This window comes from Pseudomonas asturiensis, from assembly GCF_900143095.1.
Taxonomy (GTDB): Bacteria; Pseudomonadota; Gammaproteobacteria; order Pseudomonadales; family Pseudomonadaceae; genus Aquipseudomonas; species Aquipseudomonas asturiensis.
In genome coordinates, this window is record NZ_FRDA01000025.1 from 22,527 (window position 1) to 46,842 (window position 24,316).

The following is a 24,316-nucleotide window of genomic DNA, read 5'->3' on the forward strand; positions in this document are numbered from 1 at the left end:
CAATGCAGCAACTCAATCCTTCCGAAATAAGTGAAATCATCAAGGGTCGCATCGAGAAGCTCGATGTAACCTCCCAAGCCCGTAACGAAGGCACAGTCGTCAGCGTGTCTGACGGTATCGTGCGGATTCACGGTCTGGCCGACGTAATGTACGGCGAGATGATCGAGTTTCCGGACGGCGTCTACGGTATGGCGCTGAACCTTGAGCAAGACTCCGTGGGTGCCGTTGTACTGGGCGCTTACACGACTCTGGCTGAAGGCATGAGCGCCAAGTGCACTGGCCGCATCCTGGAGGTTCCGGTAGGTAAGGAACTGCTGGGTCGCGTAGTCGATGCACTGGGTAACCCAGTTGACGGCAAAGGTCCGCTGAACAACACCGAGACCGATGCGGTCGAGAAAGTTGCTCCAGGCGTGATCTGGCGTAAGTCGGTAGACCAGCCTGTACAGACTGGCTACAAGGCTGTCGATGCCATGATTCCAGTCGGCCGTGGCCAGCGTGAGCTGATCATCGGTGACCGTCAGATCGGTAAGACCGCTCTGGCCATCGACGCAATCATCAACCAGAAAGACAGCGGCATCTTCTGCGTCTACGTGGCAATCGGTCAGAAACAATCGACCATCGCCAACGTTGTTCGCAAGCTCGAAGAAAACGGCGCACTGGCTAACACCATCGTCGTGGCTGCAAGTGCTTCTGAATCCGCTGCGCTGCAATTCCTTGCACCGTACTCGGGTTGCACCATGGGTGAATTCTTCCGCGACCGCGGTGAAGACGCGCTGATCGTTTATGACGATCTGTCCAAGCAAGCAGTGGCTTACCGCCAGATTTCCCTGCTGCTGCGCCGTCCGCCAGGTCGTGAAGCGTACCCAGGTGACGTGTTCTATCTCCACTCCCGTCTGCTGGAGCGCGCATCGCGTGTTTCCGAAGAATACGTAGAGAAGTTCACCAACGGCGCAGTGACCGGCAAAACCGGTTCCCTGACTGCACTGCCGATCATCGAAACCCAGGCTGGCGACGTTTCCGCGTTCGTTCCGACCAACGTGATTTCCATCACCGACGGTCAGATCTTCCTGGAATCGGCCATGTTCAACTCTGGCATCCGTCCAGCTGTGAACGCCGGTGTTTCGGTATCGCGTGTAGGTGGTGCCGCTCAGACCAAGATCATCAAGAAGCTCTCCGGTGGTATCCGTACCGCTCTGGCTCAGTACCGTGAACTGGCGGCATTCGCCCAGTTCGCTTCTGACCTGGACGAAGCGACCCGTAAGCAACTTGAGCATGGTCAGCGCGTTACCGAGCTGATGAAGCAGAAGCAATACGCACCAATGTCGATCGCTGACATGGCGCTGTCGCTGTATGCCGCTGAGCGTGGGTTCCTGACCGACATCGAAATCGCCAAGATTGGCAGCTTTGAACAAGCGCTGATTGCTTACTTCAACCGCGATCACGCCGATTTGATGGCGAAGATCAACGTGAAGGGTGACTTCAATGACGAAATCGACGCTGGCATGAAAGCCGGTATCGAGAAGTTCAAGGCCACCCAAACCTGGTAAGCCGCAGCGGGGGCCGCAAGGCTCCCGCTTGCTAACCTGATAGGTGTTACATGGCAGGCGCAAAAGAGATTCGCAGCAAGATTGCGAGCATCAAAAGCACGCAAAAGATCACCAGCGCCATGGAAAAAGTGGCGGTCAGCAAAATGCGCAAGGCTCAAATGCGCATGGCTGCTAGCCGTCCTTACGCGGAGCGCATCCGCCAGGTGATTGGTCATCTTGCCAACGCTAACCCGGAATATCGCCACCCGTTCATGATCGAGCGCGAAGTAAAGCGTGTCGGTTATGTCGTGGTGAGCAGTGACCGTGGTCTGTGCGGTGGCTTGAATACCAACCTGTTCAAGGCTCTGGTCAAGGACATGGCGGTAAACCGTGAAAACGGCGTAGAGATCGATCTGTGCGTGGTTGGCAGCAAAGGTGCGGCATTTTTCCGCAACTTCGGCGGTAACGTCGTCGCTGCGATCAGCCACTTGGGCGAAGAGCCGTCGATCAATGACTTGATCGGCAGCGTCAAGGTGATGCTGGATGCCTACCTGGATGGCCGTATTGATCGCCTGTCCGTGGTATCCAACAAGTTCATCAACACCATGACGCAACAGCCAACGGTGGAGCAGTTGATTCCACTGGTGGCAACCCCGGATCAGAAACTCAAGCACCACTGGGACTATCTCTACGAACCCGATGCCAAAGAGCTGCTCGATGGCTTGATGGTTCGCTACGTTGAGTCGCAGGTGTACCAGGCGGTGGTCGAGAACAACGCAGCTGAACAAGCGGCGCGGATGATTGCAATGAAGAACGCCACCGACAACGCCGGTGATCTGATCAGTGATTTGCAGCTGATCTACAACAAGGCGCGTCAGGCAGCGATCACCCAAGAGATCTCGGAAATCGTCGGCGGCGCTGCCGCGGTTTAACGGTTCAAATATTAGAGGAACCAGCTAATGAGTAGCGGACGTATCGTTCAAATCATCGGCGCCGTGATCGACGTGGAATTCCCACGCGATAGCGTACCGAGCATCTACAACGCGCTGAAAGTACAAAGCGCGGCAGAAACCACCCTGGAAGTTCAGCAACAGCTGGGCGACGGCGTGGTTCGTACCATTGCGATGGGCTCTACCGAGGGCTTGAAGCGTGGTCTGGAAGTGACAGACTCTGGCACAGCCATCTCCGTACCGGTCGGTAAAGCGACACTGGGCCGGATCATGGACGTACTGGGCAACCCGATTGACGAAGCCGGTCCGATCGACACCGAAGAGCGCTGGGGCATTCACCGTCCTGCGCCAACCTTCGCTGAGCAAGCGGGCGGCAACGATCTGCTGGAAACAGGCATCAAGGTTATCGACCTGGTCTGCCCGTTTGCCAAAGGCGGTAAAGTCGGTCTGTTCGGTGGTGCCGGTGTCGGCAAGACCGTAAACATGATGGAACTGATCCGTAACATCGCCATCGAGCACAGCGGTTATTCCGTGTTCGCCGGTGTGGGTGAGCGTACTCGTGAGGGTAACGACTTCTACCACGAGATGAAGGATTCCAACGTTCTGGACAAGGTTGCTCTGGTCTACGGCCAGATGAACGAGCCGCCGGGTAACCGTCTGCGCGTAGCCCTGACCGGCCTGACCATGGCCGAGAAGTTCCGTGACGAAGGTAACGACGTTCTGCTGTTCGTCGACAACATCTACCGTTACACACTGGCCGGTACAGAAGTATCCGCACTGCTGGGCCGTATGCCTTCCGCAGTAGGTTACCAGCCAACCCTGGCTGAAGAGATGGGTACTCTGCAAGAGCGCATCACTTCGACCAAGAACGGTTCGATCACCTCGATCCAGGCGGTATACGTACCGGCGGACGACCTGACCGACCCGTCGCCAGCGACCACGTTTGCCCACTTGGACGCAACCGTCGTACTGTCCCGTGACATCGCCTCCCTGGGTATCTACCCGGCGGTCGATCCACTGGATTCGACTTCGCGCCAGCTGGACCCGAACGTTATCGGCCAGGAACACTACGACACCGCTCGCGGCGTTCAGTACGTGTTGCAGCGTTACAAAGAGCTGAAAGACATCATCGCGATCCTGGGTATGGACGAGCTGTCGGAGACCGACAAGCAGTTGGTTAACCGTGCTCGTAAGATCCAGCGCTTCCTGTCCCAGCCTTTCTTCGTGGCAGAAGTCTTCACCGGTGCTTCGGGTAAATACGTTTCCCTGAAAGACACCATTGCTGGCTTCAAAGGCATCCTCAACGGTGACTACGACCACCTGCCAGAACAAGCGTTCTACATGGTCGGCGGCATCGAAGAAGCGATCGAGAAAGCCAAGAAACTGTAATCCCGGCGCCCGGCAACGGGCGCTAATCAGGTTGAGGCAAGCAAATGGCTATGACAGTCCATTGCGACATCGTCAGCGCGGAAGGGGAAATCTTCTCCGGTCTGGTCGAGATGGTGATTGCGCACGGTAACCTGGGTGATATCGGTATCGCTCCAGGCCACGCGCCGCTGATCACTGATCTGAAGCCGGGCCCGATCCGCTTGATCAAGCAGGGTGGGGAAGCCGAGGTGTTTTACATCTCCGGTGGTTTCCTTGAGGTTCAGCCGAACATGGTCAAGGTGCTTGCCGATACTGTGCAACGTGCTGCCGACCTGGACGAAGCCTCCGCTCAAGCAGCCGTAAAGGCTGCCGAGAAGGCCCTGAACGAGAAAGGCGCAGACTTCGACTACGGATCTGCAACTGCTCGTCTGGCCGAGGCCGCAGCTCAGCTGCGCACCGTTCAGCAAATTCGCAAGAAGTTCGGCGGCTAACCCCGCTGCTTCACGCGCGATTGAGAAAAAGGGTAGCCTCGGCTACCCTTTTTCTTTTTTCAGAATCAGCCCGTTCCCGGTACGTGGCGCTGTTTGCCGCCCCGCTCAGTTGGTAGTCCTCATGTCCCTCGATATCGTTATTCTCGCTGCTGGCCAAGGTACCCGGATGCGTTCGGCCCTGCCGAAGGTGCTCCATCCCGTTGCTGGCCACTCCATGCTTGGTCATGTTATTCACAGCGCACGTCAGTTATCCCCAGCCGGCATACACGTCGTCATCGGCCACGGCGCGGATGTGGTTCGTGAGCGTCTGGCAGCTGACGATCTGAACTTCGTGATGCAGGACAAGCAACTGGGCACTGGTCACGCCGTCGCTCAGGCCGTGCCTGCGCTGACCGCTGACACCGTCCTGATTCTGTACGGCGACGTTCCGCTGATTGAAGTCGATACGCTGCAGCGCCTCCTCAAGCTCGTGACTCCCATGCAGCTGGGTTTATTGACCGTCACGCTTCAAGACCCGACCGGCTATGGCCGTATCGTGCGTGACGAGCAGGGCTGTGTGTCGGCCATTGTCGAGCACAAGGACGCGAGCGAGGCACAGAGGGCGATCAAGGAAGGCAATACCGGCATTCTGGCCGTGCCTGGCAAGCGGCTGGCTGAATGGCTGGGGCGTCTGTCCAACAATAACGCGCAGGGCGAGTACTACCTCACCGACGTGATCGCCATGGCGGTAGATGACGGCCTGGTGGTAGCCACCGAACAGCCGCACGACGCGATGGAAGTGCAGGGCGCCAATGACCGCAAGCAGCTTTCCGAACTCGAGCGCCACTATCAGGTGCGTGAGGCCCGTCGTCTGATGGCCGCTGGCGTAACCCTGCGCGACCCTGCGCGCTTTGACGTGCGCGGTAAGGTCAGCGTGGGTCGTGACGTGCTGATCGACATCAACGTGGTGCTGGAAGGCAACGTCGTGATCGAGGATGACGTGATTATCGGTCCCAACTGCGTCATCAAGGACAGCACCCTGCGCAAAGGGGTCGTGGTGAAGGCCAACACGCATATCGACGGCGCAATTCTGGGCGAGGGCAGCGATGCCGGTCCTTTTGCGCGTCTGCGTCCAGGCAGCGTGCTGGGGGCCAAGGCGCATGTGGGTAACTTTGTCGAGCTCAAGAATGCCGTGCTCGGTGAAGGTGTGAAAGCCGGGCACCTGACTTACCTGGGTGACACGGTTATCGGGGCTCGTACCAACATTGGTGCCGGTACGATCACCGTTAACTACGACGGTGCGAACAAGCATCAGACCACGATCGGAGAGGACGTTTTCATTGGGTCGAACAACTCGCTGATCGCACCTGTGGATATCGGCAGTGGTTCGAACACAGCGGCGGGCTCGACCATCACTCAAGATGTGGATAAGTCCCAGCTGGCCGTCGCTCGTGCTCGCCAGCGCAACATCGACGGCTGGAAGCGTCCGGTAAAAACCAGGAAGGACTAGTTATCCACAGCCCGAAAACGTGCACATGCTGTTCAGGCGTCAAACAGGTCTTTTGCGGGGGCGAGCTTGCTCGCGAAAGGCCTGACGCCACGGCCTATAGCGTTTCGTGCGCACGTTCACTCACTGGTCCTGTGAACCACCTGAGCGCTTGACCAATGCCTTCAAATAGGTTTTGATTGCCTTCGTTATCTTTCGAAACGAAACTTAAGGCTGTCATGTCGAAGCGCAATACACCACAACGCCGCCACAACATCCTTGCTTTGCTCAACGAGCAGGGTGAGGTCAGTGTGGACGACTTGGCCAAGCGCTTCGAAACCTCCGAAGTTACGATTCGAAAGGATCTGGCCGCGCTCGAAGCCAATGGCCTGTTGTTGCGTCGTTATGGTGGCGCCGTCACGTTGCCCCACGAGCTGATCAGCGAAGGCAGCCAGCCGGTCTCCAAATACAAACAGGCCATTGCCCGCGCCGCCGTCACGCGCATTCGCGAGCACGCCCGAATCATCGTCGACAGCGGCAGCACCACCGCAGCGTTGATCCCTGAACTGGGCGCACAACCTGGTCTTGTGGTCATGACCAACTCGCTGCACGTCGCGCGCGCCCTGACTGAACTGGAACAGGAACCCGTCCTGCTGATGACCGGCGGAACGTGGGACCCGCATTCCGAGTCCTTTCAGGGGCAGGTCGCCGAACAGGTGCTTCGCTCCTACGATTTCGATCAATTGTTCATCGGTGCCGATGGCATCGATCTGATCCGTGGTACCACGACCTTCAACGAACTGCTGGGCCTGAGCCGCGTCATGGCTGAAGTTGCCCGGGAAGTCGTCGTGATGGTCGAGGCCGACAAGGTCGGCCGCAAGATCCCCAATCTGGAACTGCCCTGGGGCAGTATCCACACCCTTATTACCGATGATCGTCTGCCCATCGAGGCGCGCGACCAGATAAAGGCCCGCGGCATCAATCTGATTTGTGCTGCTGTCAGCTAGGAGAGAACCATGTGTGGAATCGTCGGCGCAGTCGCTGAACGGAATATCACGGCCATTTTGCTCGAAGGCCTGAAACGTCTTGAATACCGTGGCTATGACAGCGCAGGCGTGGCTGTTTTCAGCAACGACGGCACGCTGGAGCGTCGTCGTCGTTCAGGCAAGGTCAGCGAGCTGGAGCAGGCACTTGCCGGCGAGCCACTGGTCGGCCGTCTGGGCATCGCTCACACCCGCTGGGCTACCCACGGTGCGCCCTGCGAGCGTAACGCCCACCCACATTTCTCGGCCAATGAGCTGGCAGTTGTCCACAACGGCATCATCGAAAACCACGAAGCCTTGCGTGAACAACTCAAGAGCCTGGGCTATGTGTTCTCGTCCGATACCGACACCGAAGTCATCGTTCACCTGCTGCACCACAAGCTCAAGGACACGCCGGACCTGGCCGTTGCCCTGAAGGCGGCGGTCAAGGAACTGCACGGTGCTTATGGGCTGGCAGTGATCAGTGCTGCCCAGCCGGATCGTCTGCTGGCCGCACGCAGTGGCAGCCCGTTGGTGATCGGCATGGGCCTGGGCGAGAACTTCCTTGCTTCCGACCAGCTTGCATTGCGTCAGGTGACTGACCGCTTCATGTACCTGGAAGAGGGCGACATCGCCGAGATTCGCCGCGACAGCGTACAGATCTGGACCGTGGACGGCCTGCCGGTCGAGCGTGAAGTGGTGCAGTACCACGAAGGTGCTGAAGCTGCTGACAAGGGCGAGTATCGCCACTTCATGCTCAAGGAAATCCACGAGCAGCCCAAGGTCGTGCAGCGCACACTCGAAGGCCGCCTGGGTCAGCAGCAGGTGCTGGTCCACGCCTTTGGTCCACAGGCCGCCGAGCTGTTTGCAAAGGTGCGCAACGTGCAGATCGTGGCGTGCGGCACCAGCTACCACGCCGGTATGGTCGCGCGTTACTGGCTCGAAGGCCTGGCCGGCATTCCGTGTCAGGTGGAAGTGGCCAGCGAATTCCGTTATCGCAAGGTCGTGGTTCAGCCCGACACGCTCTTCGTCTCGATCTCCCAGTCCGGCGAAACCGCCGACACCCTGGCTGCGCTGCGCAACGCCAAGGAACTGGGTTTTCTGGCCAGCCTTGCGATCTGCAACGTGGGCATCAGCTCGCTGGTGCGCGAATCCGACCTGACCCTGCTGACCCAGGCCGGACCGGAAATCGGCGTCGCCTCCACCAAGGCATTCACCACACAGCTGGTCGCGTTGCTGCTGCTGACCCTGTCTCTGGGTCAGGTCAAAGGCTCGCTGGAAGAGGGCGTCGAAGCGCAACTGGTCGACGAACTGCGCCGCCTTCCAACCCGTCTGGGCGAAGCGCTGGCGATGGACACTACGGTAGAGAAAGTCGCCGAGCTGTTCGCCGAGAAGCACCACACCCTGTTCCTCGGACGAGGCGCGCAGTTCCCGGTTGCGATGGAAGGCGCACTCAAGCTCAAGGAAATCTCCTACATCCACGCCGAAGCCTACCCGGCTGGCGAACTGAAACACGGCCCGCTGGCGCTGGTCGATGCCGACATGCCCGTGGTCACTGTCGCGCCAAACAACGAACTGCTGGAAAAACTCAAATCCAACCTGCAGGAAGTCCGCGCACGTGGTGGAGAACTGGTGGTGTTCGCTGACGAACAGGCCGGCATGAAAAACGGCGAAGGCACCCACGTCGTCGCGATGCCGCACATCATCGATGCCCTGGCACCGATTCTGTACACCATCCCGCTGCAGTTGCTTTCGTACTACGTGGCGGTGCTCAAGGGCACGGATGTGGATCAGCCACGCAATCTGGCGAAGTCGGTGACGGTGGAGTAGTTATCCACAGGGTGTGCGGTTTTTGGTCCTAGGTATTAAAAACTGTCGCTAGGTATTAAAAACTGTCGCAGAGTGATAGCTACACGGCATCACTCTGCGGCAATTTGTATACCTATGATTAGATTAAGGGATCGATCTCCTGATTCGCGGCTCGCGCTGCGGGGGGGGGGGATGCCCCAAAAAAACCTATGGCGCCCCGTCCGCGATGAGCTGAAATACGCGTTTCAGCAGCACTGTTTTCGGGTGGTTCCTCATTTGGGAACTGTCGATTCTTGATATCCAAGCTACTGCGAACTGACTACCGATTCGGTTCGCCTAAGCGGCAATCCCAGATGCTAGTCACAATCCAAAAAGATGAATCGATCCGTTCCTTTGTCGAGCGAACTGTTTTCGTGAGTCAAGGCGAGCCTATCGCTAAAGCTCTACATAAAATTTCGACTTCGTACTTTGATATGATGGATTTGAGGAAGATTGCCAGCGTACTAAAATGGCCTGGAGTTTATGGTTTCAATCGACTGCTTCACTGCCACTCCGACTTTCCTATTCGTGCGCTACTGAAGCACTATAATGAGCTCGCTTATTCAGGCTCAGCTTATTCTATGAAGCATTTTCGATACGAAGATTCTCCAGCTAGTTATTGTCCTGACTGTGTCCGTGAAGACCTTGATAATATTGGATTTACTTACTGGCGTAGGCTTCATAGACAACCTTGGTCGGTCTGCGCACGACATAACGTAAAACTCATAAACCGCTGCCCTTTTTGTGACGAGCCGTTTAAGTTTGGGAGGCACGCCTTAAACTTTCTTTGGTCAGGGTGTAATGGGCACTACGTCTCTGAGTCCTCCTCAAGCCCCAACATGGATGTGTCTGCGCTGAGAGCTGCACGAGATGCGCATGATATATGTGAATTTAGGTATCACTTGCCTGCACAGATGGCACTGGACATAATTAATAGCCGAATAAATACTTTAGTAGAAGATAAAGAAGTTCTAGATGTTAATCAAAGCTTTTTCAATGTGGTTGATCAGTTTTGCGTCCATTACGGATATTATAAAGTGCCCCTAACTAGCCAAAGCATAGAGTGCACTAATACTTTTTTAAAAGCTTTGAGTTATGGCTTTGAAAGCTTTGATGATTTTGTCGTCAGTATCGGTTGTGACGCCAGTGAGATGATAAAAATCAATGACTTATGGCTAACACATCAATTCTATACCTCTCTTGATCAAGATGCGTATGTAGAGGAGAATTATCGCTCAGGAATCGGAATTTTCTTTTTTGCGGCACCCAAGAAGAAAGGAATTTACAAAGGCTACGGGCATGATATCCAGCTTGATAATGAAATTCTCTGCGATAGCTTTGAAGGTAATTGCACATCCGATGGCCCTGCACGTGCCTCAATGTTTAGTATACCTAGGCTAGGAAAAAAAACAGTAGATGAATTTTCTCGATCTAGTGAGCTAATGGAGACGTTAAAGTGCTTTTCTTCTAGGGTTATTGTAAGTCCCAGAAAAGGAAATGCTATAACTGAGGATGAATTCCAAGAGCTAGAAAATTTACTAGAAATACAATATGGAAAATCAATATAGTCGTTGTAATTAGTTTGATAGTCAGGTCTTAGGCTTATTTTTTGAAGCGAGTGTTTTAGCTAGTAATCTGGCATGATTCTTGGCCATTTCTTCGTCAGATGTCTTGCGGACTGAGGCCTTCCTAACATTGCTCGGCAGATTGGTAGCAACCAAATTTGGCGCTACTTCCTGTAAGCCAGATAACTCTGTTGTTATCGCTGATGCAGAATTAACCCAGCTGCCGACTTGGCATTGCCCCATTAGTATTCAGCCCAAGTCAGACCTGCTAACGCTTTACGAAGTAGAAGCTTGGGTCAGCTAAATTTCGGCAGCTGGATCAATTCTGCATCAGCGGCAACAGCCGGTCCGCCCTAGCGGCGAATCGAGCCAATTGATGGTTGTGAAATACCCGCGACAGTTCTCTAAAGTCGCCCCATCGCTTATGCAGTTCTTTTTGGCGCCACCCGCAACTAGCCGAGCAGCAAGGTTGCTGATGTGCTACTCGGCTAGCGCGACATACAGTCGGCGCTGCTTCTGAGATCCGGTTAGATCCGGGCTGGCGCCGTTTTACCGCTCGGTTCATGACCCGGTAGTGTGCTCCAGGACCTTGCCAAGCCAGCAGGCGTTTCCCCAGCACGCCTGTGCTGTGGCCCCTGGGCACCACCGCATACTCTGCCCGTGGGCGTGTAGCATTATCCACGCTCCCCCATTAACCCATTCAACTTTGCATACGTAAAACCCGTAAGCGCTTGCGTATCCAACTGCCCGCGCTCGATGAAAGAGCGCGCAAGCCCTTCCATCGCTCCGTAAAGGAACTCCGCGATACTTGAACCGGTGCTCAGGCGTCTTACGCCTAAACGCTGCAAATCGTCGGGCGCCGACAGCCCATCGCGTGCAAGCAGGTTCACCGGTAGCGTGGAGGTGTTGCACAGTGTGGAAATCTCGGCAGGTGTGACCATACCGGCGGCGAACAGGCCGTTGGCTCCTGCTTGTGCGTAAAGCGCTGCACGCCGGATGATTTCATCCAGACGCTGTACGGGTGGCACCAGGCTTTTCAGATAGACATCACTGCGCGCATTGATGAATAGATTAATACCATGCTTGTCGGCGACTTCTCGGGCAACTTCGATTTTGCGCACAAGTACTCCCGGTGGTGCGGTACCGTCTTCGATGTTGATACCCACGGCACCTGCGGCGACAACCGCTTCGACAACGCTGGCGACATGTTGAAGATCGTCGGAGTAACCGGCCTCAATGTCTACAGTCAGGGGGACGCGCAGTATTCGCGTCATAGATTCAACGCTGGCTGCCAGCCGCGTAAGGGGGAGCTGGTTGCCATCGGCGTAACCATGCGCCCACGCCATGCCTGCACTGCTGGTGGCGATCGCGGTGGCACCCAATGACTCTACGACTTTTGCCCCGCCTGCATCGCTGACATTGGCCAAGATCAAAAGACCATGGTTGTGTAACTCATGAAAAATATTGTCCAGTGATTTCATAACACTTTCCTGTCTGAAAGTTGCCATCCATTGACCGTGGCAGGCAAGCGACTGGAGATAGAAAGCCTGCCTTCGTACGGAGTAGCTGCGTTGGGGCGTCAAGCCTCCACGGTAGGAGACCACCCCAGTATGCGCTTGGCTTTTTCGTTGCTGACGGTCGGGCTGTCCTGAGTGATATTGAAAATACCACTTTGCTCTGTTTGCAACGCCAGCAGTGCGGCGCGTGCAGCGGCTTCTACGTGCACAGGGCTGGTGCCTGTCGGCTCGTCAGTGCCAGTGTCGGGCCCGTATAACTGGCCATAGCGCAAGACGGTTCCTTTCAATGTAGGCTCGCTGAGCACTTGCTTTTCCAAGGCCGCCACACCCCCCACGCTTATGCCACGGCTGCCTTGTGCCTCCTCGTCCAGAGGACATGTTTCGAGATAAGGGGTGTCGCCTGGACGGTAGGCCCAGGCGATGCTTTGAGCTATCAGACGGGTAGCGCCAGCAGCTCGAGCGGCGGCTACCAGATTACGCGTTCCTTCTGTACGGATACGTGCGTTGTTCTCGACCGCTTTTGCCATCAATTCGGGACTTAGGCCACGAGGCAGATCTGTCAGTTGATGAATAACAGCCCATGGCTGGATGCGGACCAACTCTTCGTTTAAACGCTCGGCGTCATAGGCATCGACCACTACTGCCGTAGCACCTGTGGCCTCAATGTCCTTCACTTTTTCGGCGCGACGGGTAGCGCCATATACGCTGTAGTCCGCAGCCACCAAGAGCTTGAGCAGGGCTCTGCCGATTACACCGGATGCGCCGGCTACAAAAACTTTACGCGACATTGCACTCATCTCCTTGAGGTTTCATTGGGACGGAAGCAGGCCGGTGGCCAAGACTTCGCTCAAGCATCTTAGCCGCTGCGCTTGAATCTCCTAGGGGCCAAAAAGCATAAAACAGACCATGACAAGAGTGCTGTGTCCTAGAGCGTCGAGCCCGTCCGAAACTTTGCCAGAACCGCTTTCTTGTCGTGTTCGAGTTGTCAAATCTTGTCCCTTAAACAGATGTGGGCATAGGTCTGTGGCCGCTGATACAGGTTTGACCCAGCTGCCGGAATTTTGCTGACCTAAGCGTTTACTTCGTAAAGCGTTAGCAGGTCTGACTTTGGGCTGAATGCGTATGGGGCAACGCCAAGTCGGCAGCAGGGTCAATTCTGTATCAGCGATAACACTGTATGGCAATCCGTTGTTCGATTTGAAACGTTTGCGTGATGTGGCAGTGGTTCTCAGGAACAGATGATGCTCACCAGAGTGGACACCGGCAACATCTGCAGCACCAGGCCCTGGATGTCGCCCAAACCCGCCGCTGCGATCGAGCGCGGATCTGCTGGCTATAGCCCATATCAAAGCGCATGGGCACCGCGCCAGGACTATTGAGTCAGATGCTTTTTCCTTCTTTCTGATTTTTGTGGTAAACACCTTCGCCTCACGAAGCGCATTCCCCTGACGTGTCACTTCGCGAACCCTGTGGCCAGACGGCTAGATCAATGGAGAAAAGAGGTCCGGCATGGAGCCACAGTCGACACATACGCTCATCACTATGAAAGATGTGTGCCAGTCTTATCCTATGGCAGGACACAACTTGCCCGTTCTGCGCGATGTGTCGCTCGATATTCGACGTGGGCAAACTTGCGCCATTCTCGGTACATCTGGTTCCGGCAAGAGCACTCTGTTGAACATCCTGGGACTTCTTGACCTTCCTACATCCGGCCAATTCTTGTTCGCTGGCCGCAATATGATCGATGCCACCGCCGACGAGCGCGCTCAGCTACGCAACCGTGAGATCGGTTTCGTGTTCCAGAGCTTCAACTTGCTTCCTCGCCTTACTGCACTCGATAACGTTGCTCTGCCTCTTTTCTATAGGGGCTTTGCGCGCAACGAAGCGCGTGAATGCGCGCGGGTTCAGATAGCACGCGTGGGTCTGGATGATCGAGCTCATCATAGGCCTGCTGATCTATCCGGTGGGCAACGTCAGCGTGTGGCGATTGCGCGAGCCTTAGTGGGTAGTCCTTCATTGATTCTTGCCGACGAGCCGACGGGTAACCTGGACCGCTCAACAGCCCATGACGTGATGAATCTGCTGCTCGGTCTCAACGATGAGGAGGCAGTGACATTAGTCATGGTGACTCACGATGCACAATTGGCCGAACGCCTTGACCGCTGCCTGTTGGTTCAAGACGGGATTTTGAAAGAAACTGCGAATAACCGAGCAATGACGGATGCTTGAAGGTTCACTTCATCATCAAGGTCCGGGCTTTTTGCAGACGTTGATTGAGTCCCTAGACAGCTTGCGCCTCTTGGGGCGGCGTTCGTGGCTTGCGATGATGGGCATTGCCGTTGGCTGCGCGGCGATTGTTGCATTGCTGAACATCGGGCAGAACGCCGCGAATGAAGCGATGACGGCCTTCAAGGGGATGGGCGCCGAGAGCATGGTGGCGTCCTTTCCATTCTCGCAGCTCAACAATCGGGCGCTACCACCCACGCTGGACACTCGGTCGCTTCTGAAAAAGCTTCCCTCAATTGCTCAAGTGGCTCCAACAACATTTCATTCTGGTGAAGTTCGTTTCGCAGGACGAAAAGTTGACTCGGCGATTTTGGGGACCACCGGAGGATTAGCCGAAACCTTAGATCTCAAGCTCGCTCAAGGACGCTTTATCTCCGATTTCGATCAGCAGGCAACCTACATCGTAGCTGGGGCCAAGGTCGCTAATGAGCTTGGGCTAGGCAGACCGGATAGACCGCTGGTAAGGGGTATGCAGCTTCAGATCGAAGGGTATTTGTTTGAAGTAATCGGTATTGCTCAACCTCAGATACCGAATCCCTTGATCCCGATTCAGGTAGATGAAGCATTGTTTATACCGATAGAAAGCATGAGACGGCTTCAGCCTTCTCCACAAATTAACAGCGTAATTGCAACGGTACACGATGGTGCAATGATCACAGAAAGTGCGAGTGACTTACGTGCTTATTTGGAAGGGTTGTTCAAGGGGCGTGACGTTGAGGTTCTAGTGCCACAACAACTGATAGACAGCCTCACACGTCAATCTAATACGTTCTCTTACCTGTTGGCCGGTCTTGGGGGAATTTCCCTCCTGGTCGGCGGAGCCGGGGTGATGAATGTGATGCTCATGAATGTCTCTGAGCGCCGCCGGGAGATTGGCGTGCGAATGGCCCTCGGTGCGCGTGCACGCGACATTCGCATGTTGTTTCTTCTGGAGGCGGCCTGCTTGTCAGTGACAGGGTCACTGGTCGGAGCGGCCATCGGACTGCTTTCAGCTTTTTTGTTCGTATGGCTCTCGGGGTGGCGATTTACGCTGGCCCTTGAATCTCTGCCAATGGGGGTGGGAAGCTCCTTATTGATCGGCCTATTCTTCGGCCTTTATCCCGCAGTGACCGCGTCTCGCCTGCAACCGGTTCAGGCTTTGCGAGATGATTGAGCACCGGCGACTCTGGATTTTTCTGGGGCTGCTGTGGACGCTATTTGCGCCGACGGTGTTCGCAGCGCTAAAGCCGTCTCAAGCATCGATGCCAGGTGTTGCCGTATCTTTGCGAGGTGAAACGATCAATCTGACGTTGGCTGATGCAGTCTATCTAGGGTTGCGAAACAACCGCTCCATCCGTAGTGCTTACCTTGAGCGTGTTGCGCAGAAGTTCGATTTGCGCGTCGCTGAGGATATGTTTACACCCAAGTTGGTGTTGAGGGGGGATTATCGGGGTGAGCGAAGTGAAAGCGATGGTTCACGTAATCGGCAGCTGTCTCCAACAACCACTCTGTTGGGGGAGTTCGGTACACGGCTAAGCCTCTCGTGGGCCAATCAGTTGACCGATAGTAATAATGACGGGCGTACCCGAAGCGATGGTGCGACGTTTACACTCATACAGCCCTTGCTTCGGGGGGCTGGAGCGGAGGTCACGACAGCACCGATGCGCTTGGCAAGGCTTTCCGAATTGACGAACCGTCTTGCGTTAAAAGCGACGGTGGCGCAAACCATCACGCAGATCATCACGTCTTACCGCGATTTGCTTCGTGCTCAAGAGCAGTTGCGTATCGCGACAGAGGCGTTGAGCCGTTCACAGCAGTTACTGGATGTAAACAGGGCCATGATTACGGCGGGCCGTATGGCTGAATTTGAAATTGTGCAAACGGAGGCCGACTACGCTACACAGGAGTTGGGTGTTCAAGAAGCTCAGAATCAGCTGGATACCTATCGTCTTGAGTTACTTCAGCTCTTGGCGTTGGGGCAGGAGTCGCGTATTCAGGCGGTAGAAATGCTGGATGCCACGCCTGTTCAGCTGAGTCGAACGCAGGCGCTTGATACAGCACTGGAGCAGCAGCCAGCTTACCTTGGGCAGCTGATTTCGCACGAACAGGCCGGCATCAACCTAGCGGTTGCCCGCAATAACCAGTTGTGGGATGTCTCATTGGTCGGCGGAGCAAGTCAGGTTAGTGATCGTTACCCTGATAGAGAGGGGCAGCGTTCGGATCGGCGCTGGGAGGGTTATGCGGGAATCCAGGTCGAAATTCCGATTGGCGATCTCAATCGTCGGCAGGAGATGGTGCGTGCCCAGGTAAATCTGGAGAACCAAGGGATCGGGGTAGTCGAGGCTCGCCAAACCTTAGAGCGAGATGTAACGAACGCGGTTCGTACAGTAGGCACGCGGTGGCGCCAGTACGAAATTTCGTTGCGTGCGCGGGATTTATCGCGCCGAAAGCTTGATATTGAACGACAGAAGTTACAAGTCGGTCGCTCAAGCAATTTTCAAGTCATCAGTTATGAGACTGATTTTCGTAACGTACAAAATACAAGCTTGGACGCGCTCATCTCTTATTTGAATGCAAAAACCCTTCTGGATCAGGCATTAGGGACCACTTTGTCGAGTTGGGATATTGTCCTTAATGATTAAACTTACCGGATTTTCTCGTCGGAACAATCTGCGATTGCTCCTCGTGGCGGCAGCTTTAGTGGCGGTGGTCGTTGCAGTAGTAGCTGCAGTACCTCGACTTCAAAGGGAGCAGACCGCAGTGTCCAGCTGGTTCAAGGTGGACTATCAGCCCTTGGAAAATCGACTGGGGCTTGTTGGACGTATTGAGGCAGCGATGCAACAAACTATGTCATCGCCTTTCGAGGGAGTTGTTGCGGACGTCGCTGTAAAAGAAGGCCAGCGTGTTGAGCGTGGACAACGCTTGCTGAGCCTAGACACGACGCAACTGGATATCCAGTTGCGTTCCGCTTTGGCGGAGCAACTGATCGCCAGGCGTAATGTGCTGGAAGTCGAACACTGGTCTAAAGGACAGGACGTCGCTCGGGCAAAACGGACGCTTTCCAGCGTCCAGTCTACTTTGGATGATAGCGAAAGCCGCTTGGCAGAAACAAAAGTCCTTCTGGCCCAAGGAATTGTGCCGCGGATGGAGTTAGATGCAGTTGAGCAGCAGGTACGGTCGCAACGGTTAGATCTGGCGGCTGCCCAGTCGGAACTCGGCGAGGTCCTGAAAAAAGGGGGCGAAGAGCATCTTCAGATAGCTCAGATGCAATGGGCCAATACTCAGTCACGTTACAAATCACTTGTTGAGCAACAGGCACAACGAGAGGTACTAGCACCATTCGCCGGCGTGGTGATTCGTTCACGCACGCCCCAAGGAAATGGCGTTAATCTGCCCTTCATACAAAAAGGGCAGCGTATTGGTCAAGGCGCCCCGTTATTTGAGCTGATCAATATCGAGCAGGTGCAAGTTGTTGCGCGGGTCGAGGAAAGCGACGTTCATCAGCTCCACGAGGGGCTGCCGGTGGAAATCACTGGTGATGGTTTCGATGGTGTGGTGCTGCATGGTCAAATTAACAGCGTCGGTGTACAGGGTGTCGATGCACAGGCTACATCTGGCGGTGCATTTTATGAGGTGATTGCTTCAATTAAAGATATCGAGAGCGAGCAACTGCAGCGATTGCGACTTGGAATGAGTGCGAGGCTGCAGATCGTCACCTATCACCGTGATCGCGGTCTAGTGGTGCCGCTTGAGGCACTGTCCAGCGACAGTCATGGGCGGCCCGTTGTGACCTATCGCCCTACTTTGTCTGAAAGACCAAGCCAAGTGGTGGTAACAACGGGGCGGACCATGCCTGATGGTCTTGAGGTAGAGAATCTTGAGCCGGGGTACGTTGAGTTGAAGCCCGCGCAGCTCTGACGAAAGTCCAGGTATGGTTGGATTGCAAAGCTTGTGATACAGTCTGGTACTGATAGGGATGTCATAGTAAGTGCTGTCTAGATGTGAAGTGTTCTGCGGGATGCAATGAGCACGTCATATTTCTTATGCATTATCTTTCCCTCAATTAGATCACAGAACTGCTTTCCTTGTGGTGGAAGGAGTGTGTTTGGATTTTGCATGTTATTTTATAATGTGTGATTTTTACTGTTGGTCGAATTGTTGTGGCGATATTTTGCTGCTTTATGAAAAATATGAACATGGAATTCAATTCAAAGGAATAAATGTATGAAAATGTCGAAATCAGTTTTTCCGGTACTGGCTGTAAGTATGTTGATTGCGGGTTCAGCCCTTGCAGGTCCTCCCGTTGCTGTTACTTTCAAGAATCTTGGGACAGCCGATGCCACTTACAAAATCATTACCAGTAATGAAGCAACGACTAATGTTAATTCGACCCCGAAGCCAATGACTACGGTCCTGGCGGGTGACTCTAATACTTATACCATTCAGAGTAATCTTTCGCCTATTGTCAACTATGCGAACTTGCGTTACACCATTGGTGGGAAGACTTGTACTTTCCTAGCAACCTACGTTGGGACGGTTGGCCAGTTAGGTTCGACTGTTCCAAAATGGAACAATACAGCAACGCCTAGCGGTGGTGCAGTATGTACGGCGAAAGTAACGTCAACCAATATCTCCACATACGCTTGGGCTGTTGAATTCACCATGAAGTAATACCCACGCTGGGCCTGGCGGTGTGCTGCTTGCGCAGATCCTACCTGTGCCGCTGGGCCTGCACCGGTTTTTTGTCCATTCATCGCGTAGTATTACAGTTTTTTTGAGTGCTGCCGATAATAGACTAGCTGGGAATTCAGAAATGGCTAATAACATGGAGGCATAACTATGGTCGTTTCGATAGACTCAAATAAGGTATCCAACTCGCAGGTTTCCAATATGACCGCGAGCCAAAATAAATCGCTGACTAAAAATCAGGTGACTACTGAATACGCCGCTGGTGGCAGTCAGAAAGATACCAGTAGCTTTTCTTCACTCTCTCTGCAGTTGAGTGAGAGTGCGGCGCGTGCGGCGGCAAGGGACTCGAGCTTGAGCAGGAAAGAGCTTGGTGCAAAAGCCAGTGAGCTTTTGAGCCAGATTTCTGGTGATGGTTATTTCGCCAACAAAAAAGCCATCGATGCAGAAGTGCCTGACACTCAGGACCCTGAGTTATTGGCACGTGCGGAGAATGCGACGCAATTCGTCAATGGCAACGGTAAAAATCCATTTGCGGGTATGTCGAGCGATCAGCTCTCATTGATTATCTATGATGACAGCGGGAGTTTTACGACTAATGAGCGCCGCGCAGCGTTGAGTGAGTCATCCGATCGCGAATACGCCTGGCAGCAAAAGGTTGTTGCTAGTGCGATGGCAGAATATAATGGAACCGGGAAGCTAACGAAATTCTTTACTGAAGCCCTTGAACATTACAAGGATTTACCCGCTATTGAGCAGGCACAATATCCTAATAGTTATGAGGCGAAGCTACAGGGTTGGATAGCACTCGATTTCAACTACAAGACCCATACCGCTGAAGGCACGGGCAGTGCACAGGACGTGATGGACAAGGTCTTAAATCTCGACAAACAGATGTTTGATGACACTAGTGCAGATACCGCTTGAGTACAATACGCACTCGCCATTGCGTCTTTTCAAGAGGAACGCCCCGTATCCGTATAATGCTGTTAATTTAAACGAAACAGCATTACGAAAAATTAGAAACCAAGCATTTTGGAGAATCGCCGTATTCCAAGGCGGTTACATGCCCATCGACAATAACGGAGTGTCATCGCCAGCATAGGATTGACCCAGTTGCTAAAAACTCACTAACCCATGCATCCACCTTACGGACCATTACCGGTGCGGAGCTTTCACCAATCGATGCTGGGTCAGCGTGGCATCGGCCAGTGGGTCAACTCGATGTCAGCGTCAACATACCGATGGCTGTTCGCACCGCGACTGACCAGTTCGAGATGCTAGATCAGCTTCAGCAAGGCAACCCCGTATTTTCGCAGAGACGGGCGGATGCCGGATTTAGCCGCTTATCGGCACCGGGAGGAGGTTAAGAGTGATAGTCAGTCGGTTGGCAAAGCCGGTCCGCCCTAGCGGCGAATCGAGCCAATTGATGGTTGTGAAATGCCCGCGACAGTTTTTAATACCTAGAGCAACTCATGGAATGGCCGTTTTTGGACGTCGCGACAGTTTTTGGAGCTGGTTTGGGTTTCAGCCATACCCCGTGTTTGCTAGGTTTTGCGCGACAGTTTTTATTCCTTAGCTTCAGTTTTGTGAATCAAACCGGTCGCTTGTGAATTAAAACGTTCGCAAGTGGCCGCTTTCCCACTTCGAGTTTTCATGACGCCGCGAATGCAGCTAGCTGTGGTCTGAGCGATCAGGGCATCTAGCTTCTGCGCAACAAATTTCTGTTGGCTCGCAGTTAACCATCATGGCATTTGACAGGGTTTGAATTTATCTATGGGTCGTTCCTTTGCCTGGGTCTTTCCGTTGTGCCTGGTGGCTGTTTTGGGTGCGGGTTGTTCTTCTCATAAAGGCCCGCCGCCGGCCAAACCCAAGCCGGTCGTGCTGATGGCAGATGACCAACATGCGAAGATTATTTTCAGAATGCTCAGCACCGAATCGCTGGTGAGCTTTAGCGCTGGGCCCGTGGGGAATTTGAGCAGCGTGGGGGGTGTTTACAACGATTCCCTGGAGCAACAGGCGCCGGCATTGTTCCGAGGGTTATACAAGGGCCTGGCCCGTGGGCTCTATCGTGCCCGGCCGTTCCGTGAGACGTTGGTGCCGGCGGATCAGTTGACGGTGGTGGAGGGCGTTGCGAACTGGCGCAATGATCGCGGGACCTCGTACAGCCTGGAAAAGTGCGGGCCGTTGTCGCTCAGCTTTCTGCCGAAAGCGAACAAGACCTATCTGGTGGAGTTTGATTTGCAGGGGTTCTCGGAGTGCAGCCAGAAGGTTTATGACGTGACGGTGGAAGGGCAGAAGGAGTTGGTTTTACCGGTAACGGAATGACCGGTCACGACGCGCAAAATACGGCGAGCGCCGCGATGACTCTTGAAAAACGGCGCCTGCTCCAGAACCTCTCCAAGGAATACCTGTGCAACGAATTGCGTTATTGCTTTCCATGGCAGCCGTAGGGGGGCTGTTAGTCAGCCAGTGACGCTGAGCAACAGTGCGGTAAAGGCATGGGGCAGTTCGGGATCAGCATCAACAGCCAGGTTTCAACAGGTTATGAAAGTATCCGAAAACGCCGTGTTAGAGCATGGCGATAGTTTTCACTCTCTAAAACCAGTGATTATCTTAGAGAATTAAAGCCGCACAGATTGCTCGAGACACGACTTCGCCTTCAACGTTTCCCTGTCGTTCTTCGATTCCCAAGGACCCGTTCGCGTTGCAATCGGAATGACGGGTCCGATTCGTTCCGCTCGATGCTGGACAGCTTCCCACGTCCTTGCTGAACACTGGCGCCCGTTCTGGGTGGCCCATGAATGTTATTGAAAACACAGCCTCACCCCTGCCGCGTCACCACCAGTTCGACCGCCGCAATACGCTCCGCCTCTTCATAACCTTCTTCCAGCAGTTCTTCTCCGAACACGTCCGGGTCCAGCTCGCGATAGGTCCAGGTCAATGCCGTGTGGTCGATATCGCTCTTCACGGCTTCAAGAAACGGGTCCCGTTCGCCGGTCATGGCGACACCGGTGTACAGCACCAGCGAGCCGCCGGGTGTGAGGCGGTCGATGGATTCGCGCACGATGCGCACTGACAGGTCAGCGCCCAGCGAATCGCCGCCATGGCGGTAGGCACGCTTCTGAGTGTCTTTCATGTACGGCGGATTAGCGACGATCAGGTCGAAGCTGCCGGTCATGCCAGTGAGGACATCGCTGTGGCTGCACTCCAGGTTCTCAAGACCTGCAACGGCGGCGTTGGTGTGCGCAAAGTGCAAGGCCTTGGGGTTGATGTCCACGGCGTGCACCTGAGCGCTCGGCCTGGCGTGTGCGATGAGCAGCGCACCTGCGCCAGTGCCGCAGCCGATGTCCACCGCGCGGGCGATGGTGTGTGGGGTGCTGTGCAAATGGGCCTTGATGGACTGCGCAAACCGGTAAGTGTCCGGGCCGAAGAACACTGAGTCTTCGTCCAGGGTCGGGTAGGCGGAATGCACCAGCAGCAAGTCATCCAGGCTGGAAAATCTGACCCGGCTTTTCAAGCCGTCATCACTTCTCGCCAGAATACCGGCTTCCAGCAGCCCTTGAGCTTCCGAGGCGGGCAGCATGGACTCCGGGATGATCCGACTCCATCCGAAGACATCACGCAGCGACAAGGCGACGCGATTTTCCGGGCGCTCGTTGACCCGTTGGTGGGTGAGGGGGGTTGGCGTAATGAACTGATAACCGCCTGCTTTCAAGCGCTGTGCGAGGGTTGTCAGTGCCATGCGGTCGGGCAGCGTCGGATTCATGCGTGAGCTCCTGTCATGCGTTCGGCCATGTGGGAGACGAACAGGCGGGTGGCGTGCAGACCGGCAGCGCTCGCGTGGCGTGCAGGTGACATGCTGTCGATCAATGTGGGCATCCTTTCAATGGCAGCAACGGATTCGAGTTTTGCATGCAGTTCGCGGACATCCGGATCCACGTCCGTCGAGGTGTGGGCTGCCTGCAACGGTGCCGGCTGACCCGTACCGGGGAGGTTGCGAAACCGCGAGCGGAATGCTTCCGGCAGGCGCTTTCCTGCACTGGGCTGAGCGCTGCCATCGGCCAGCCAGTCGCCCGCAATCCAGTCATGCACCAGTTGTTTTTCGTAGCCGTTGAACACGCCGAACATGGGCGCGCCGACGCCCTCGAACAATTGCCAGAAGCGGCTGTGGATCGGGTCCTGATGGAGCTTGATCCAGCCTCGGTTCTCCAGAACGGCGAGAAATTCAGGGATCTGATCGGGTTGGGCCAGCCACTCATTGACGGTCTTGCCGTCCAGACGGCAGTAGTCAGAATGCATGTGCTGGCCGAAGGTGCGTTTGCGTTCGAGCATGGCAATGACTTCCTGTTCCAGATCGAACGACTGGATCACCGTAGACGAGCCAGGTCCCAGCTCGTTTAGCTTGTAACCGCTGCCGACGCGGCGATAAAACTCGTTGCGCTCCTGGCCGACAGGCATCAGCGCCATGACGCTCTGTGCTGCCTTGCGGGCGTGACCCGTGCTGGCGTTGTCGATGGTGACATGCAGGGTGAAATAATACGGATCAATGCCCAGCTCGTTCAGCTCGAACGAAGTAATGAGCAAATGCAGAGGCAGTTGTTCATAACCCAGGTTGTAGCCAATGACTTCCGGCAGGTACTGATCGCTGGACACGCCCAGCGAGAGCTGGATCGCGCCTTGCAGATAAGCTTCGTCCTGCAGCGGGGCACGGGTATCGCAATCGAGGTCCGACAGCAGCTTGCGATACAGCGACACGTGATTCTGTGCCTGCTCGCCATCGCCCAGCTCTTCCAGATACGTGCGAATCAGCCCGTGAAAACGGTAATCCGCCCAATGCGGCAGCAGTCCATAGAGCCAGGCCCCGTCCACCAGTTTGGTGGGCGCGACCTGCTGGATGAAGTACATGGCGTGGGCTTTGTTCTTGAAGAAACGTCGCGGCTCGCCCGCTCGGCGTTGTTCCAGATACGTCGCGTATTGATCGGCAACCTGAGCCACGTTCTGCTCGATCCAGGATTCGAGCGCTTCAGGCTGTTGCGGAAGGTCACAGGTTTCCCGGTCGGCCAGGGCAAGGCAACGTTCCAGAAATGCGGCCGCCTCGTGCCGCGGGGCTTCAGCGTTCTCTCTCATGCAGGACTGGTAAACGGTTTTCGATTCTTCTTCCACTACGGTTGGTTTGACGACAGTGCTGCCTGTCATCATGTGAAGAGACGTCATAAAAAACATACCTCGGCAGTTGAGAGTCACGAGAGACGATCGCGCGAGACTTTCTGTTGTTCTAGTTAGAAAGGAGTGCCGGGCGTTGCAGAAAATTCAGCGTTTTTTACCGCCTGCCGATAGGTGGCCCTTACCTGCCCACTGTCGGCCGATTACGCCGCAGCTGGCGGATAATCAGGCGCGCACAGTCGTCAGGCCCGTGAATGGGTGACGGGAAACGCGGTTATCAGGAGTTCAATAGAATTTCGTTATTTGCCATGGGGTTGCGCAGGCCGCTCCCGATCCGCGTGTCAGCGCCTGAATACAAAGGGTGTATGAATTCTTTATAGCGCGTCAGCGGAAATTAAAGTTTTTGCACTTATTAATAATACCTATGGGGCAACTTTGACAACTTCC

General features: G+C 55.0%; 19 protein-coding genes and 1 pseudogene. 16 read left to right on the top strand and 4 right to left on the bottom strand.

The features are described from left to right. Nucleotides 1–2 precede the first annotated feature (2 nt). The 9 genes and pseudogenes from atpA to BUB69_RS29250 all read left to right on the top strand — a co-directional run bounded on the left by atpA (nucleotide 3) and on the right by BUB69_RS29250 (nucleotide 10,238). On the top strand, nucleotides 3–1,547 hold the full coding sequence (gene atpA / locus BUB69_RS26810) for a F0F1 ATP synthase subunit alpha (protein WP_073172869.1): 1,545 nt from the start codon (nucleotides 3–5) through the stop codon (nucleotides 1,545–1,547). 50 nt (nucleotides 1,548–1,597) lie between these two features. Beyond that, nucleotides 1,598–2,458, top strand: a complete 861-nt coding sequence (atpG, locus tag BUB69_RS26815; RefSeq protein WP_024686633.1) for a F0F1 ATP synthase subunit gamma — start codon at nucleotides 1,598–1,600, stop codon at nucleotides 2,456–2,458. A gap of 27 nt (nucleotides 2,459–2,485) precedes the next feature. Beyond that, a complete protein-coding gene (gene atpD / locus BUB69_RS26820; RefSeq protein ID WP_004882436.1) occupies nucleotides 2,486–3,865 on the top strand; it encodes a F0F1 ATP synthase subunit beta in 1,380 nt (459 codons plus the stop codon). A gap of 44 nt (nucleotides 3,866–3,909) precedes the next feature. After that, a complete protein-coding gene (locus BUB69_RS26825; RefSeq protein ID WP_004882435.1) occupies nucleotides 3,910–4,335 on the top strand; it encodes a F0F1 ATP synthase subunit epsilon in 426 nt (141 codons plus the stop codon). Nucleotides 4,336–4,456: 121 nt separating this feature from the next. Beyond that, nucleotides 4,457–5,824, top strand: coding sequence for a bifunctional UDP-N-acetylglucosamine diphosphorylase/glucosamine-1-phosphate N-acetyltransferase GlmU (gene glmU / locus BUB69_RS26830; protein WP_073172873.1), 1,368 nt, complete (start codon nucleotides 4,457–4,459; stop codon nucleotides 5,822–5,824). Nucleotides 5,825–6,039: 215 nt separating this feature from the next. Next, the gene (locus BUB69_RS26835; protein WP_073172877.1) at nucleotides 6,040–6,807 is read left to right on the top strand and encodes a DeoR/GlpR family DNA-binding transcription regulator; all 768 of its coding nucleotides are present in this window, start codon (nucleotides 6,040–6,042) and stop codon (nucleotides 6,805–6,807) included. A 9-nt stretch (nucleotides 6,808–6,816) separates the two neighbouring features. Beyond that, complete coding sequence (gene glmS / locus BUB69_RS26840; protein ID WP_024686457.1) at nucleotides 6,817–8,652, top strand: glutamine--fructose-6-phosphate transaminase (isomerizing); 1,836 nt, start codon at nucleotides 6,817–6,819, stop codon at nucleotides 8,650–8,652. Between the two features lie 332 nt (nucleotides 8,653–8,984). Then, nucleotides 8,985–9,383, top strand: a pseudogene (locus tag BUB69_RS29245) (TniQ family protein); the annotation flags it as partial. 126 nt (nucleotides 9,384–9,509) lie between these two features. Further along, a complete protein-coding gene (locus tag BUB69_RS29250) occupies nucleotides 9,510–10,238 on the top strand; it encodes a hypothetical protein (RefSeq protein WP_245825330.1) in 729 nt (242 codons plus the stop codon). Between the two features lie 671 nt (nucleotides 10,239–10,909). Here the strand turns inward: BUB69_RS29250 and BUB69_RS26855 are convergent. Together BUB69_RS26855 and BUB69_RS26860 are read right to left on the bottom strand one after the other, a co-directional pair. Further along, nucleotides 10,910–11,716, bottom strand: coding sequence for an isocitrate lyase/PEP mutase family protein (locus BUB69_RS26855; RefSeq protein ID WP_073172883.1), 807 nt, complete (start codon nucleotides 11,714–11,716; stop codon nucleotides 10,910–10,912). 98 nt (nucleotides 11,717–11,814) lie between these two features. Then, on the bottom strand, nucleotides 11,815–12,540 hold the full coding sequence (locus tag BUB69_RS26860; protein ID WP_073172886.1) for an NAD-dependent epimerase/dehydratase family protein: 726 nt from the start codon (nucleotides 12,538–12,540) through the stop codon (nucleotides 11,815–11,817). A gap of 721 nt (nucleotides 12,541–13,261) precedes the next feature. Between BUB69_RS26860 and BUB69_RS26865 the strand changes: the two genes are divergently transcribed. The 7 genes from BUB69_RS26865 (at nucleotide 13,262) to BUB69_RS26895 (ending at nucleotide 21,031) form a co-directional block, all read left to right on the top strand. Next, on the top strand, nucleotides 13,262–13,981 hold the full coding sequence (locus BUB69_RS26865; protein ID WP_084537207.1) for an ABC transporter ATP-binding protein: 720 nt from the start codon (nucleotides 13,262–13,264) through the stop codon (nucleotides 13,979–13,981). Beyond that, nucleotides 13,974–15,191, top strand: a complete 1,218-nt coding sequence (locus tag BUB69_RS26870) for an ABC transporter permease (protein ID WP_073172889.1) — start codon at nucleotides 13,974–13,976, stop codon at nucleotides 15,189–15,191. The genes BUB69_RS26865 and BUB69_RS26870 overlap by 8 nt, the downstream gene beginning before the upstream one ends. Next, entirely contained in the window at nucleotides 15,184–16,659 is a 1,476-nt protein-coding gene (locus tag BUB69_RS26875) for a TolC family protein (RefSeq protein ID WP_073172893.1), read from the top strand. Before BUB69_RS26870 ends, BUB69_RS26875 begins: the two co-directional genes overlap by 8 nt. Continuing rightward, nucleotides 16,652–17,935, top strand: a complete 1,284-nt coding sequence (locus BUB69_RS26880) for an efflux RND transporter periplasmic adaptor subunit (protein WP_073172897.1) — start codon at nucleotides 16,652–16,654, stop codon at nucleotides 17,933–17,935. The genes BUB69_RS26875 and BUB69_RS26880 overlap by 8 nt, the downstream gene beginning before the upstream one ends. Nucleotides 17,936–18,241: 306 nt before the next feature. Continuing rightward, a complete protein-coding gene (locus tag BUB69_RS26885; protein WP_073172900.1) occupies nucleotides 18,242–18,688 on the top strand; it encodes a hypothetical protein in 447 nt (148 codons plus the stop codon). Nucleotides 18,689–18,856: 168 nt separating this feature from the next. Then, nucleotides 18,857–19,630 carry a hypothetical protein gene (locus tag BUB69_RS26890; protein ID WP_073172903.1) on the top strand — a complete coding sequence of 258 codons (774 nt, stop codon included), beginning with the start codon at nucleotides 18,857–18,859 and terminating at the stop codon, nucleotides 19,628–19,630. 849 nt (nucleotides 19,631–20,479) lie between these two features. Next, nucleotides 20,480–21,031, top strand: coding sequence for a hypothetical protein (locus tag BUB69_RS26895; RefSeq protein WP_175561864.1), 552 nt, complete (start codon nucleotides 20,480–20,482; stop codon nucleotides 21,029–21,031). Nucleotides 21,032–21,527: 496 nt separating this feature from the next. Here BUB69_RS26895 and BUB69_RS26900 read toward each other — a convergent pair whose 3' ends face one another. Next, nucleotides 21,528–22,472, bottom strand: a complete 945-nt coding sequence (locus BUB69_RS26900; RefSeq protein ID WP_073172907.1) for a methyltransferase — start codon at nucleotides 22,470–22,472, stop codon at nucleotides 21,528–21,530. Further along, nucleotides 22,469–23,920 carry an iron-containing redox enzyme family protein gene (locus tag BUB69_RS26905; protein ID WP_073172911.1) on the bottom strand — a complete coding sequence of 484 codons (1,452 nt, stop codon included), beginning with the start codon at nucleotides 23,918–23,920 and terminating at the stop codon, nucleotides 22,469–22,471. Before BUB69_RS26905 ends, BUB69_RS26900 begins: the two co-directional genes overlap by 4 nt. Nucleotides 23,921–24,316 lie beyond the last annotated feature (396 nt).